Below are 13,543 nucleotides of genomic sequence, written 5' to 3' on the forward strand. Positions count from 1 at the left end.
CCACTTTCCAACAACGGTTGGTCAGCCCGCCTGTCAACGTTTGAGCGTATTGGGCGGGCTCAGGGAAGAACGGATTGAGCGCAGTCAAAGAGCGATCAAGTTGACACGCTTCATGCCAAGACATCCTGGCCATAGATCACCTCTTCCCTTGTCATTACATACCTAGAAAGCTTTTTGACTCTTGTTTGCGGATCTCAGTCTCGTCTGCCCACTCAATCAAACCCGTTTCCAGATCCATCAGGCGCATGGTCATTTTGTAGTAGACGTCTTTATCACTACCGGCATTTTTGGCGATGCTCGATAGGTTACCGTACAACATGTATTGCGCCCCAACCATTTTACCGAACTGGATGGCGGTACTTTGGTTAACGAGTTCGTCGTTGTTTTGGAAGTTCAACTGTTCACGCACCGATTCCACGCGATCCATATCCACAAAGCGGAATTTACCTGAGTTGAGCATCTTAGTGCTGATGGTATCGGTAATGGATTCAGTATCGATGTGCTCACTGGTTTTGTTTTTGATGCGCTCAACAAAAACAATAGGGCGCGCATCACGCGTGATGGCCGCCACCGAGCCTGACATCATCATGCTATCGACCATTTCACCGGCAATTTTTTGCAAGTCAGTGGAACCAAAATCAATCGTGGTGGTTTCAACCGCTTGCGCGTCACCATAACTCACTTTGTTCGAACAACCGCCGAGAATCACAGCCAAGCCAAGTAATGCTATTACACTTTTCTTCATTTCTTGGTTCCTCATAAACCTTGAATTGTCATTAATTTATTGATTATTTTCACGAATTTGTAAACGGAAATGTTTGCCATTCGGGTTCACCGACACCTCAGACAAGGCCACCGTTTCCGTCCCGCGTAAGATGGATTGACGCCAAGGGCTAAGCTTAGTGTTGACCTCCAAGCCATTGTCGTCATACCAATAAAAGCGATACAGTACATTGAGGTCACCTTTCGACTGGTTGGTCATGCGCACAACCCCACGTGCATGCCCTTCTACCTCTGTTGTGGCGATGTCTTCAATTTTTAGATTGCCGGCTAAGACGTTATCGCCAAAGAGCACTTTGTGTGTCTCTCCATCGATTCTAAGACCTGCTGTGTTGTCTGCGCATCCGATCAGCGCCGTGGCCGCGAGGGCCGCTATAAGCCATTTTTTCATCGTATACTTCCTAGTTGTTTATGCCATATTGTAGCATTCTCTCCCTGACGAGATATCCACACCAGTGCGGTGCGCCCCGCCGCGACATCAAACGGGTAGTCTTGGTTATTCACCCGAATAATCTGCGTTCCGGGCTCGACCACACGACTGCTGCTCGCAACATGACCCGGTAACGTTAACCAACTGCGGGTATCGGGTTGCTCGGTGAGCGTGTTCCAAATATTAAATACGAGATTGCCGACGTCATCGCCTTGTGTGGCCTCTTTTCGCAATTGATCTTTTGCCCAAACCCGCAATGCTTGACGGATCACCATCGCAGTAATACGTTCCGATAAATCACGTTGGGCCATCGCATTGACATCGGTCAAGCGCGATTCCTTGAGCGGCGCTTGATTCAATGTAAGCGGTGTAAATCGCTCTGGCGAAGCAGGCGGGTAATATGGCAGAGCGATAGTATAGAAGGCCACATTGTTGCGACTGTCATACAAAGGCAAAGATTGCTTCCAACCTTGCAACGCCGTCACTATGCCTTGTTCATCGAGCACGATGACGCGCGCTTTGTCGCTCTCTAACAAACTGGCTTTACCGTATCGCTGCTCTAATTTAATCAGGTCTTCTTTCATGCTAAGGCGCGTCGCAACGCGCATGGTGCCATCTATGATTTGCTGATTGTCTGGCGCCACCGCGAGCGCGCGTCGATAGTCCACATAGGCGGCATTGAGGTCATTGTCTGCTTCATAAAGCAGTGCCGACAGATACAACAAATAGGCATTTTGCACCGCCGCCAAGGTTTTTCCGGCATCAGGGTAGTTCGACAGCACGCTGCCTAAATTGGGAGATAAGCCCTGCGCTTGCATATTGCTTTGCGCTTTCGCTAACTCTTTTTCACGCTCTTGCTTGGCACGCTCTTGGACTTGATTGGCGCGTCGCATCTCAATCAACGCCCCTTCCAGTTGGTTTTGCTGTAGATAATTGAGACCAAGATAGAGGTGAAGAAAGCCCAACTCATAATCTGCGGGCTGATATTCGTTGAGATTGTCGTTCACCGCGAGTGAACTAACGCTAGTCAGAGTTTCACTGACCGACACCGTGGCTCTATCTTGCTGAGCGCGAACGGCTTGGTCACTCAACTCAAACGCCGCTTTACTATCGCTGTAGGTTTGATTGAGAAAGTGCACGCGCCCCTTTTCAAGGTTATCGAGAATATCGCCCGCCACAGAGTCAGGCAGCGCTTCTTGTGCGCGCTGATAATCCCCTCGCTGCACCGCTTGGTACACATCAGCATTTTGTGCGCTGTAATGACTAAACAGATTGCCAGCCGACATATTGGCACACGCCGTGATAACAAGGGTACTGGCGAGTAATGCACAACGTTGAATGTGGATGGTGAGTTGATTCGTAAAACGCACTCCAAGCCTCAAATCAGAATTTCAGATACCGATCTCACCGACATAAATATCAGTGAGACCTGCTCTCTGACACAAAGCGACGCAAAAAGTTCGCTTTGTGTCATGACTGTATCGCGTCGATTAACCCATCAACATCGGGCCAAGTGGACGGCCGCCGACTAAGTGCATGTGAATGTGGTAGACCTCTTGGCCACCGTGCGCGTTACAGTTAACGATCAGGCGGTAACCCTCTTCATCAATCCCCTCTTCTTTGGCCAACTTGCGAGCCACAGTAAATAGGCGCCCCATGACCGCTTCATCGGCCTCTGTGACATCGTTCACCGTTGGGATAAGAGTATTAGGAATGATCAAAATATGGCTCGGCGCGCGAGGGTTGATATCACGAAACGCGGTAACCAAATCATCTTGATAAACCACATCGGCCGGGATCTCTTTACGAATGATTTTACTGAAAATGGTTTCTTCAGCCATGAAACTCTCCAGAAGGTATCGTTGAATTTTCAATGCCATCGAGTATGCGTCAAGCAAATCGAGATCACAATAAAAACAGTGTTCACATCATGTTGTGAGCATTTTATTGATACACATTTTCATTTTTGTATTGTGCGTCATAAAATGTGTGTCTCACTCTCCATACAATCAAACTCTTTTTGCTATTTATAGCGTTATAGTTTGAATTTTTGCCATAGTTAGGGAGAGATCTATGAAAGGCTCAGTGATAAGAAGAATGTACGCTGGCTTTGCACTGATCATTGTGATGTTCATCGTATCCACCATGATGACGTTGAACGGAATGCAGCAAATCCAATCCAATTTCGAGAGTGTCTCCAACACCTCACTACCTCTTGTTTCCAAAGCCAACGAAACCAGTGTCTCTCTGCTTTCTGCGGATAAGCTTTTCAAAGATTTTCTGACCACTCAGAGCTTTGAGCGCATGGAACAAATCGAAAGCCAATTCGATCAAGCACGTGTTGAATATAATCAAACCTTAGCTGCCCTTGAAAAGGCCAGTGCAAGCAAGCCAGAATTGGTCGCCAGCATGGCGGATCTTAAAGAGAAAGAGAGCAGTTACTTCGGAGAAGCCAAGCAAGCGATGGAAAACTATCGCTCGATGTTTGAGTCTCAAGCGCAAGTACAACAATCTTCTCGCCGTTTCCAACGCTTGCACTCTGAGTTAAGTGTCGGGATGAAAGAGTACGTCGATGACCAAAGCAGCATTTCCGTCAAAGTGATGGCGAAAAGCTACTTCATTAAGCTGAAAGACGCCGAAGTGATCACCTCTGACGCGCTCGCAAGTTCAGACACTGCGTTCGTAGCAGAAGCCGTTGCGAAAAACAAAAAAGCCGTAACGCACTTGAACTACGCCTACAACGGCCTATCCAATCAAATGCCTGAGTTGAAAAAAGCCTTTGATGAGTCGGTCAAGCAGTTCACGCTCGACATCGGTCAAAAAGGCGGTGTCCTTGATCAACACAGCAATTACCTTGTGGCAAAAGACGCGCTCTACGCCAACATTGCGAGCCTGACTGAGCAAGTGGATGCGACCATGGCGCTGCTGGCTACCTACAGCGAAGCGGCCCAAGCGGGTCTCAATGCCTCACTGGTTGAAGCAGAGCAAGTCTACAATCAAGGCAAGATTCGTTCACTGTTGATTGGTGCCATCGTGATTGCACTGGCATTGGGCATCGGTTACCACATCGCCCACAGTGTCCGCGAGCCACTCACGCGTATTCTTAGCACCTTGGAATACCTCACCAAAGGCGACATGACACACCGTATCGAAATCCGTTACAACAATGAGTTCAGCCGCGTCAGCGGTCACATCAACTCGTTGGCGGACAACCTGCACAATATCTTGGTGAAGCTCAATGATGCCTCGGATAACTTAACCAATACCGCTCGCACCAACCAAGAGACCTCTTCTCAAGCGCAATCGCAGCTTAATCAGCAGCGTGAACAAACGGCCAACGTCGCCACCGCGATGACTGAAATGGCCCACTCCGTTCAGGAAGTGGCCCAAAGTGCGCAAAGCTCGCAGAAGATGGTTGAGCAAGTGGAGTCGGCGTCGGAATCTGGTCGTCAAATCATGGGCACTAACATCACCACCATCAATCAGCTTGAGACACGTCTAACGGAATCCGTTGATGCGGTCAAAGATCTGCAAACCATGAGTAGCCAGATTGGCAGTATTTTGGATGTGATTCGCAACATTGCTGAGCAAACCAACTTACTTGCGCTCAACGCGGCGATTGAAGCGGCGCGCGCGGGCGACCAAGGCCGAGGCTTTGCGGTGGTGGCGGACGAGGTTCGCGTGCTTGCGCAGCGCACTACTGAATCCACCAGCGAAATTGAAAACATGATCAGTAACTTGCAATCGAGTTCTGCTTCAGCCAACCAAGTCATTCAAAGCTGCATGGACGATATGGAGCTGTCGGTTGAACAAGCGTCCAACGCCAACAGTGCAATGGAAGAAATTCAGGGCTTGATCATGGAGATCAGCCAGATGAGTGGACACATTTCTCAAGCCGCAGCAGAGCAAAGTGAAACCACCTCAGACATTGCAAGAAACATTGAAGAGATTAACCTTATCGCCGACACCAGCTATCAGGCGATGGCGCAAATCGCTCAAACCAGTCATGACTTAAGTCAGCTTGCTGGTCAGCAAGGCGAACTGGTGCATCGATTCAAGCTGTAACGTAAAGATACGGTAAATTATTGACAGAGGGCGACCAATTATAACGGTTGCCCTTGTTTTTTCGGCAGATTGTCATTATATCGTGATTAGGCCTCACCCTTTTACTCTCCTTTTTGTGGGCCTGACATGAGGAATAACTATGACAGTTCATGTTGGCATCATCGACCAAGACCCGATTCGCTTGGTCACCCCCCTATTAGATAACCGCAGCATCAGTAACCACATCGTCTTTATTGGCGTCAATGCCCAGCGCACCCTATTCGACAGACTGAGTCGTGTCTTGGCTAAGCGTGAGATTCACTCAGAGTTCTATGAAATTCCTGACGTTACTAATCCTTCTGAGATAAAGAACATCGTTGCGGAACTGGCAGAGCGCCTTAAGCAAAGTGGTGAAGATGTGCGCCTTAACGCCAGTTGTGGTCTGCGTCATCGACTCCTGTCGATTTACGAAGTGTTTCGCACCTTTCATTGGCCAATTTTTGTGGTTGAGCCCAACAGTGATCGCGTCTGCTGGCTCTACCCTGATGGCGTAGAAGACACGCAGCTGCAAGATTGGATCACCATTGACGATTACCTTACGGTATTTGGCGCGCGCGGCGAATTTAGCCAACAAACGTTGCCTCCTCAGTTGGACCAAAAACTCTATGAGTTGGGTGAGCGTTGGGCGAGTAACGCCTTAGAACTTGGCCCAGGCCTTGCGACACTCAATTATCTCGCCACGACATGCCGCAAAGAACAGATCCTCAGTGTGGAGCTGTCGGAGAAGCAGCAAGGCTATCGTGAGCTCAAGATGCTGATCGATGATTTGGTGGATGCCGACATCGCGACGTATGAGAACGGTGTGCTTACCTTTGCCAATGAAGATGCAAGACGCTTCTCCAACGGGGAGTGGCTGGAAACCCTAGTCCACAGCACGGTGCGCCAGATTCAACACAGCATGCCAACGATTCAAGATCACTCACTTAATGTGCAGGTGTATCGTGAGCTCGGTGAGCGTGAAGTGCGCAATGAGCTGGATGTCGCCTGCGTGGTCAACAACAAGCTCCATATCATTGAGTGTAAGACCAAAGGTATGCGTGATGATGGCGATGACACCTTATACAAACTCGAATCGTTAAGAGATTTGCTCGGCGGCTTACAGGCACGCGCCATGCTCGTCAGCTTCAGACCACTGCGCTACAACGACATCACTCGAGCAGAAGATTTGGGTCTCGCGTTAATCGGCCCTGATGAGCTCAAGGACTTGAAAACCCATCTTACGACATGGTTTCAAGCCGCTGGAGGCATTGACGGACTCGACCTTAAGACAGGAGCAAACAGCCCTGCGGCTCGTTAAGCAGGGTTCTTGATACCAATGACACAAAAGCCGCGATGACAATCGCGGCTTTTGGCTTACTTAAGGTCGGCAGCGAGATTAGCTGTCGTCTTCGGTAAAATTGGTCGGTAGGGTTTGCTTCATCTGATTCCAGATCTGCGCGCTCTCCATCCCGTAATGACGCACAACCACCAAAATTTGTTCGCGGTTGCCCGTTTCGCATACCTCCAACAAATCACGGTAGAACTTGAGCGCTAAACCACGCGCCTGAGCACTTGAGAAGTAGTAGCTACCCACACGATCGTAAAGCTTCTTCAATCCATTAAAGATCAAGCCGTAAATCTGGTTACCTGAGTGGAAAGCGAGACGCTGGAAAAGCATGTAATCGTAGTAATTAAACGTTTTCGCAATCAACGTCGCTTGGCGTTTCTGCTCATCTTTTTCACCATCGTCTTTCACGTGTTGCAGAATCTTGTCTGAATACGGCGAGGAGGCAATAAAAGCATCCCAAGAGTCGGCCGCGAGCAAGGCTTCACAAGAGTCGATCACATTGTGAATGGTACGCTCTGAACTCTCTTTGTTTACTTTGAACGCATAGCGCATGAAGATAGGTGAGATGTTTGTACGTGCCGCAAGCAAATCTTCTACGATAGAGGTTGCGTTTTCAGCATCGAGCGTCATCAATGTATCAAGAATGTGTAACCCGGACGTTTCCATAAACTGGTTTACTTTAGTCGGCTTACCATGCTGAATGGTTAACCAACCATCACGAGCCAATCTTTGTAATACCTCACGCAACGTCGTACGTGTTACACCAATGAGTTCAGAGAGCTCTCGTTCGGCTGGGAGAATCGAACCCGGAGGGAAGCGCCCTTTCCAAATACTTTCGATAATGTATTTCTCTGCAAATCCTGCGGGACTCTTTGCCTTGATGACCATTAATTACTGTTCCAATTTTATATTTATCTGGGTCGAATGGAACTCATCATACCACTAGTTTTTGCCTAGCGAAAACAAACCACCAGTAAACATGGCATGGATGTCATATAGAGCATTAACTCTAATTTGTTTTGGCGGTTTTAAGTGGTGTGGGGATTGTCAAAACCAATAAATTTTAACTTTACCTAACCTCACTTTCTCTGAGGCCTTATGAGTACTGCATTAATCACACAATATGAGTTTTTATTTTTGAAACTAACATTGTTATTTTGATGCAATATAATCCCATATTGTTGCTTATCAATTCAACTAAATGGCTAACTGCCATCAATTGCTGATTTTCACAACTATTATGCAAGCGTTACGTAACTTTGATCGCGTTTTTGAATAAAAGTGGACTGATACATTTATCAGATATCACTTAATCATTGACTAACAAGTTATCAACGGTAGAGTGGCGACCGAAGTAAGGAGTGCTTGTCTTTCTCAGGGAGTGACTTGGCAAGACCACATATTGATACTCAGGATGTTGTTTTTCTAAGTCGCTGTTGATTGGGCGTTACACGGCTGGACTATCTGCGCATGAGCCATCTGCGCATGACCCGCTGCGACGCTTACATTGAATTCGGGCACGTCTGTGTTAATTCAGTACAACAATAAAGAGTATTAATGTCATGCCGATGTCACTCGGAAACGCCTTCATCAAGAACTTTCTTGGTAAGGCACCGGATTGGTACAAAGTTGCCATCATAGCCTTCCTCATCATCAACCCGCTTGTGTTCTTTTTCATCGATCCTTTTGTCTCAGGCTGGTTGTTGGTCGCAGAGTTTATTTTCACCCTTGCGATGGCACTGAAGTGTTACCCGCTGCAACCCGGTGGTTTATTGGCCATTGAAGCCATCGCCATTGGCATGACCAGTGCGGATCAAGTCAAGCATGAGCTTGTCGCGAATATCGAAGTGTTGCTACTGCTGGTCTTTATGGTCGCAGGTATCTACTTCATGAAGCAGCTTTTGCTGTTTATCTTTACCAAAATTCTGCTCGGTATTCAGTCTAAAAGCATGTTATCGCTGGCGTTCTGTTTTGCCGCAGCGTTCTTATCTGCTTTCTTAGATGCATTAACGGTGATCGCTGTTGTCATCAGTGTCGCAGTTGGCTTCTACGCGATCTACCACAAAGTTGCCTCCGGTCAGGGAGGTCACGCGACCCATGACCATACGTCAGATGATCACCTTAACGATCTTACACGTGATGACTTAGAGAACTACCGCGCCTTCTTGCGTTCGCTGCTCATGCACGCAGGGGTGGGTACGGCACTCGGTGGCGTGATGACCATGGTGGGTGAGCCGCAAAACTTGATCATTGCTGATCAGGCTGGCTGGCAGTTTGGTGAGTTCATTGTTCGCATGTTACCCGTTACTCTACCCGTGTTGATTTGTGGTCTCGCAACGTGTGTGCTCGTCGAAAAAATGAAAGTCTTCGGCTATGGCGCCCGCCTGCCTGACACGGTGCGTCAGATTCTGGTTGATTACGACAACGAAGAGCGTAAAAAGCGCACCAAACAAGATGTGGCCAAGCTTTGGGTTCAGGGTGTTATCGCGGTATGGCTGATTGTCGGCCTTGCGCTCCACCTCGCGGCAGTCGGCCTCATCGGCTTGTCTGTCATCATTCTGGCTACTGCGTTTACGGGCGTGATTGAAGAGCACTCGCTAGGTAAAGCCTTCGAAGAGGCCCTGCCCTTTACCGCGCTTTTGACGGTGTTCTTCTCAATTGTTGCTGTCATCATCGACCAAGAGCTATTCAAGCCAGTGATTGATGCGGTATTGCACGTCGAAGACAAAGGCACCCAATTGGCGCTCTTCTATGTCGCCAATGGACTGCTTTCGATGGTGTCTGATAACGTATTCGTCGGCACGGTCTACATTACCGAGGTTAGTACGGCGTTGATGGAAGGCGTGATCAATCGTGACCAGTTTGACCTGCTCGCAGTAGCGATCAATACGGGCACCAACTTGCCATCGGTTGCCACCCCGAACGGTCAAGCTGCCTTCTTGTTCTTGTTGACCTCAACGCTGGCACCTTTGATTCGTTTGTCCTACGGTCGCATGGTTATCATGGCACTGCCTTACACGATAGTGCTGGCTTTAGTTGGCTTTGCCGGTATTGTCTTCCTGCTTGAACCAATGACCGCGTGGTTCTATGAAGCAGGCTGGATCACGCATCACTCAGCAGAAATCATGCATGCGGTGACCAAAGGTCACTAGTCGGCATCACGTTTGAATAATTTTTTATTGCGATAGAAACTTTTACACGCTAAAAAGCTCTGATTAGTCAGAGCTTTTTTCTTTTCTTTGTTAGGGATATTTCATTACTTATGCTTTCTTCGATTAAACAGTTTTCTCAGGGACGATTTGCTTGGCTACTGCTGTTTGGCTTGATTGTCGCACTAGAGTTGTGTGCACTGTTCTTCCAGCACGGAATGGGCTTGGCGCCGTGTGTGATGTGTATTTATGAGCGCATCGCCATGCTTGGCGTCGCGGGCGCAGCGCTGATTGGTGCCATCAATCCACGTGTTGCTGTATTGCGTTGGTTAGGGCTCGCAGCGTGGGGCGGCAGTGCTTATAAAGGACTCATGCTGTCACTAGAACACGTGGATTACCAGTTTAACCCTTCGCCGTTCTACACCTGTGATCTGTTTGTTCAATTCCCTGACTGGGCACCGCTCAATCAATGGGCGCCTTGGATGTTTGAAGCTTATGGGGATTGCAGCAAAATCGTATGGCAGTTTTTGACGCTCTCCATGCCACAGTGGCTCGTGGTTATCTTTGCTGCAAACCTGCTCGCGCTTGGTGTCATTGTTCTCTCTCAATTTGCCAAAGATAAATAACACCCATCACTCACTCTGAGTACACGAGTAAAAAAATGGCTTCCAAACGGAAGCCATTTTTTATGAGTCGTCTTTGCCGGCGCGACGCTGACTATGTTTCGAGGAACAATATATAGAGTTACCATATGTAAAGTGACCCTATGTAAAGTAACAACGCATATTACCTGCTATCAGTTCATCTCTCGACCCGGCTCTGGCGCCAAGACCTCTCGGTTGCCGTTGTGACCTGGCGCGCTGACAATACCTTGAGCCTCAAGCTGCTCGACAATTCGCGCCGCACGGTTGTAACCGATTTTAAATCGGCGCTGAACGCCAGAGACTGAACCACGACGAGATTGCACTACGTGCTCGACCACTTGATCAAACAGAGGGTCCATCTCTTCATCACCTTCGGGTTTCTCGCCCGGTAGCAACGCTTCTGGCCCTTGGTCTCCGTTGGTGATCTCATCAATATAGTTTGGCTTGCCGCGTGCCTTCCAATTGTTGACCACCGCATGCACATCATCATCTGAAGCAAATGCCCCATGGACGCGAATGGTGTGACTCGATCCGGAAGGAAGATACAACATATCACCCATACCCAGCAGTGACTCTGCACCACCTTGATCGAGAATGGTTCGAGAGTCCGTTTTGGTTGAAACGGTAAATGCAACCCGCGTAGGAATGTTCGCTTTAATCAAACCGGTAATAACGTCTACTGAAGGTCGCTGCGTCGCCAAAATGAGGTGGATACCCGCGGCGCGCGCTTTTTGCGCTAAACGCGCGATCAACTCTTCGACTTTCTTCCCGACCACCATCATCAGATCGGCAAATTCATCCACGATCACTACGATATAAGGCAGCTTTTCGAGCAGCGGTGGATGCTCATCCATACTGTCACCCGGTTGCCAGAGCGGATCGTGGATTGGGTGGCCCGCATCTGCGGCCATTTTCAGCTTGTCGTTGAATCCTTTGATGTTCCTAACGCCTAGTGCAGACATCAGCTTGTAACGCCGCTCCATCTCGCCAACACACCAACGCAATGCATTGGACGCATCCTTCATGTCGGTCACCACTTCAGACAACAAGTGAGGAATCCCTTCATACACCGACAGCTCAAGCATTTTCGGGTCAATCATGATAAAGCGGACATCTTCTGGGGTCGCTTTATAGAGGATACTCAAGATCATGACGTTCACCCCGACCGATTTACCTGAGCCTGTGGTACCCGCCACCAACACGTGAGGCATTTTCGACAGGTCCGCCACCACGGCTTCGCCCGCAATATCTTGACCAAGGACGACGGTCGTCGGTGATTTAGCGTTAACAAACGCTTGGCTGCCGACCACGTCGGAGAAATAGACCGTCTGGCGGCTCATGTTTGGCAGTTCAAGGCCAACATAAGGCTTGCCAGGGATCACCTCCACCACACGCACCGCCATCGCTGAGAGTGAGCGTGCTAAGTCCATTGATAAACTTGAGATGCGGCTTACTTTCACCCCTGGTGCCAAATCCAATTCAAAACGAGTAATCACTGGTCCTGGGAATATATCCACCACCGATGCGGTGATTTTATAGTCCGCTAACTTAGATTCCACCAGACGAGCTATCTCCTCTAACGCATCGCGGTCAATAAAGTTTTCTCGCTTCTCTGGGTGGTATAAGAGCTCGAGCGTTGGCATAGGCTCGGTCGGTTTCGGTAAGTTTTGATCTTGCTGAACCAAAAACGGGTTCTGAGACGCGACCACTTTGGCTTGCGCTTCCGCTACCAAGTTTTGCAGCGCGGCCGCATCTTCGTCTTGTGCTACATCGACGTCGCCCTCGTCATCATCTGTTGAGCCGCCCTGTTCATCAATAAACGCGTCGACGGGTTCCTGTGGCGTAAAGCTTGGCTCAGGGTTGTCTTCGACCACATCAAAACTGGAGATACGAGGTTGCTCATCCTCTTCAATATCAGGGAGTGGCGAATCATCACGATCGTGGAAAACAGGCTCATCTTGCCAAGGCGGAGTAAGCTCTTGCTCGCGCTCTTGCGACTGCAACTCGCTGGACGCTTGAGTCAAAATCGGTTCAGGGGCGTAATCGTTGGCACTATTGGCCGCCGCATCGAGCTCCTCTATAGTGGCACCAAGCTGCTTAACACGCAGGTTACTCTGCTCGTCATCCTCTTGCTCGTCGTAGTGATAAAGCGGCGTCTCTGGCGCAGAGGTGGACGCTTGAGTGGCACTATTGTCCGGCATATGAATATTGTAGCGACGTGTCGCGGACTGAGGAGATACTGCCTCGCTGACTGGCTCCTCACGCTCTGAATCCGCTTGGATGGCAGGCGACGTGTTCATACCTTCTCGCGACTTATGCTCTAATGAGTCAGATTGCGTCGCATCCGGTTCGGTCAAGGTCGGCGCAAACACCTGATCCTTCTCACCGCGCAGCTTATTGATCACCCAAGTGATGGCACCAATCGCCTGCTCGCCAATCCAATCCACGATCGTTAGCCAAGAAATCCCGGTCAACAGCGTAAAACCCGCGCCCCACAAAAACAGCAGCACTAGCGTGGTGCCTAGCACGTTGAGTGTCGGCAGAGCGAGACTGGTCAGCACATCACCGATAACGCCGCCCGATGAAAAGTACCAGATATCGTCGAAGTTGATGTCGGCAAGACCGCAACTGGTGAGAATCAATATAGTTAAGCCGAGTAAGCGTGTGCCCCAAAGCATAAAATCGAGCGGCTCATCTTCGCCTCGTTTACGAAACAGAACCCAGGCGGTCAGTGCGATGACCACTGGAATAGTGTACGCCAGTGAGCCAAACGTAAAAAACAGTGTGTCCGCGAGCCAAGCCCCGACAATACCACCGGCATTTTCAATCTCCATACCCCAGGCGGTTTGCGACCATGATGGATCGGCCGCGCTGAAGGTCAGCAGAGCAACAGACAGTAAAATAGCGGCGAGGAAAACCACGATTAGGCTGCATTCTTGTAAACGCTCGGAACCGGAAAGGCGCGTCTTTTGACGATGGTCCCCAGTGTCGACGATGGTTTCGACTTTGTTTTTGGTTTCTCGGAACATAACCACTCTAACATACTGAAAAAAATAGCCCGAACAGCCAAGCTGCACGGACTATTGATTTAACCACATCGGCCTACAAA

Annotated in this window: 10 protein-coding genes and 1 pseudogene; 4 read left to right on the forward strand and 7 right to left on the reverse strand. The window is 49.2% G+C overall.

All coding sequences use genetic code 11. The features are described 5' to 3' along the window. The 5 genes and pseudogenes from AC6R1A_RS12760 to hinT all read right to left on the reverse strand — a co-directional run. Window positions 1-133, reverse strand: a pseudogene (locus AC6R1A_RS12760) (thiamine kinase); the annotation flags it as partial. A gap of 21 nt (window positions 134-154) precedes the next feature. Further along, on the reverse strand, window positions 155-745 hold the full coding sequence (gene lpoB, locus AC6R1A_RS12765; protein WP_334552511.1) for a penicillin-binding protein activator LpoB: 591 nt from the start codon (window positions 743-745) through the stop codon (window positions 155-157). Between the two features lie 36 nt (window positions 746-781). Further along, complete coding sequence (locus tag AC6R1A_RS12770; RefSeq protein WP_334552512.1) at window positions 782-1,171, reverse strand: YcfL family putative periplasmic lipoprotein; 390 nt, start codon at window positions 1,169-1,171, stop codon at window positions 782-784. Next, entirely contained in the window at window positions 1,168-2,496 is a 1,329-nt protein-coding gene (locus AC6R1A_RS12775) for a COG3014 family protein (RefSeq protein ID WP_500632689.1), read from the reverse strand. The genes AC6R1A_RS12770 and AC6R1A_RS12775 overlap by 4 nt, the downstream gene beginning before the upstream one ends. A 204-nt stretch (window positions 2,497-2,700) precedes the next feature. Beyond that, a complete protein-coding gene (hinT, locus tag AC6R1A_RS12780) occupies window positions 2,701-3,051 on the reverse strand; it encodes a purine nucleoside phosphoramidase (RefSeq protein ID WP_500626119.1) in 351 nt (116 codons plus the stop codon). Between the two features lie 232 nt (window positions 3,052-3,283). Between hinT and AC6R1A_RS12785 the strand changes: the two genes are divergently transcribed. Both AC6R1A_RS12785 and AC6R1A_RS12790 read left to right on the forward strand, forming a co-directional pair. After that, window positions 3,284-5,275 (forward strand): HAMP domain-containing methyl-accepting chemotaxis protein, encoded by a 1,992-nt coding sequence (locus tag AC6R1A_RS12785; protein WP_500626118.1) that lies wholly within the window; start codon window positions 3,284-3,286, stop codon window positions 5,273-5,275. Window positions 5,276-5,414: 139 nt separating this feature from the next. Continuing rightward, a complete protein-coding gene (locus AC6R1A_RS12790; protein WP_500630289.1) occupies window positions 5,415-6,611 on the forward strand; it encodes a DUF1887 family protein in 1,197 nt (398 codons plus the stop codon). Window positions 6,612-6,689: 78 nt separating this feature from the next. Here AC6R1A_RS12790 and fadR read toward each other — a convergent pair whose 3' ends face one another. Next, on the reverse strand, window positions 6,690-7,529 hold the full coding sequence (gene fadR, locus AC6R1A_RS12795; RefSeq protein WP_334552516.1) for a fatty acid metabolism transcriptional regulator FadR: 840 nt from the start codon (window positions 7,527-7,529) through the stop codon (window positions 6,690-6,692). A gap of 674 nt (window positions 7,530-8,203) precedes the next feature. Between fadR and nhaB the strand changes: the two genes are divergently transcribed. Then, on the forward strand, window positions 8,204-9,793 hold the full coding sequence (gene nhaB, locus AC6R1A_RS12800) for a Na(+)/H(+) antiporter NhaB (RefSeq protein WP_500632672.1): 1,590 nt from the start codon (window positions 8,204-8,206) through the stop codon (window positions 9,791-9,793). A 110-nt stretch (window positions 9,794-9,903) separates the two neighbouring features. Then, entirely contained in the window at window positions 9,904-10,416 is a 513-nt protein-coding gene (gene dsbB, locus AC6R1A_RS12805; protein ID WP_500632673.1) for a disulfide bond formation protein DsbB, read from the forward strand. Between the two features lie 170 nt (window positions 10,417-10,586). Here dsbB and AC6R1A_RS12810 read toward each other — a convergent pair whose 3' ends face one another. Continuing rightward, window positions 10,587-13,463, reverse strand: a complete 2,877-nt coding sequence (locus tag AC6R1A_RS12810; protein WP_500632674.1) for a DNA translocase FtsK — start codon at window positions 13,461-13,463, stop codon at window positions 10,587-10,589. Between the last annotated feature and the right edge of the window lie 80 nt (window positions 13,464-13,543).

The sequence above is a fragment of the Vibrio sp. R10-SG3-ISO3 genome (assembly GCF_059834225.1).

Bases quoted from the DNA above. Each gene is read 5' to 3' on its own strand.
- AC6R1A_RS12785 (WP_500626118.1), top strand. From the start codon at position 3,284: ATGAAAGGCTCAGTGATAAGAAGAATGTACGCTGGCTTTGCACTGATC.
- AC6R1A_RS12810 (WP_500632674.1), bottom strand. From the start codon at position 13,463: ATGTTCCGAGAAACCAAAAACAAAGTCGAAACCATCGTCGACACTGGG.
- AC6R1A_RS12770 (WP_334552512.1), bottom strand. From the start codon at position 1,171: ATGAAAAAATGGCTTATAGCGGCCCTCGCGGCCACGGCGCTGATCGGA.
- AC6R1A_RS12790 (WP_500630289.1), top strand. From the start codon at position 5,415: ATGACAGTTCATGTTGGCATCATCGACCAAGACCCGATTCGCTTGGTC.
- dsbB (WP_500632673.1), top strand. From the start codon at position 9,904: ATGCTTTCTTCGATTAAACAGTTTTCTCAGGGACGATTTGCTTGGCTA.
- AC6R1A_RS12775 (WP_500632689.1), bottom strand. From the start codon at position 2,496: ATGTCGGCTGGCAATCTGTTTAGTCATTACAGCGCACAAAATGCTGAT.
- fadR (WP_334552516.1), bottom strand. From the start codon at position 7,529: ATGGTCATCAAGGCAAAGAGTCCCGCAGGATTTGCAGAGAAATACATT.
- nhaB (WP_500632672.1), top strand. From the start codon at position 8,204: ATGCCGATGTCACTCGGAAACGCCTTCATCAAGAACTTTCTTGGTAAG.
- hinT (WP_500626119.1), bottom strand. From the start codon at position 3,051: ATGGCTGAAGAAACCATTTTCAGTAAAATCATTCGTAAAGAGATCCCG.
- lpoB (WP_334552511.1), bottom strand. From the start codon at position 745: ATGAAGAAAAGTGTAATAGCATTACTTGGCTTGGCTGTGATTCTCGGC.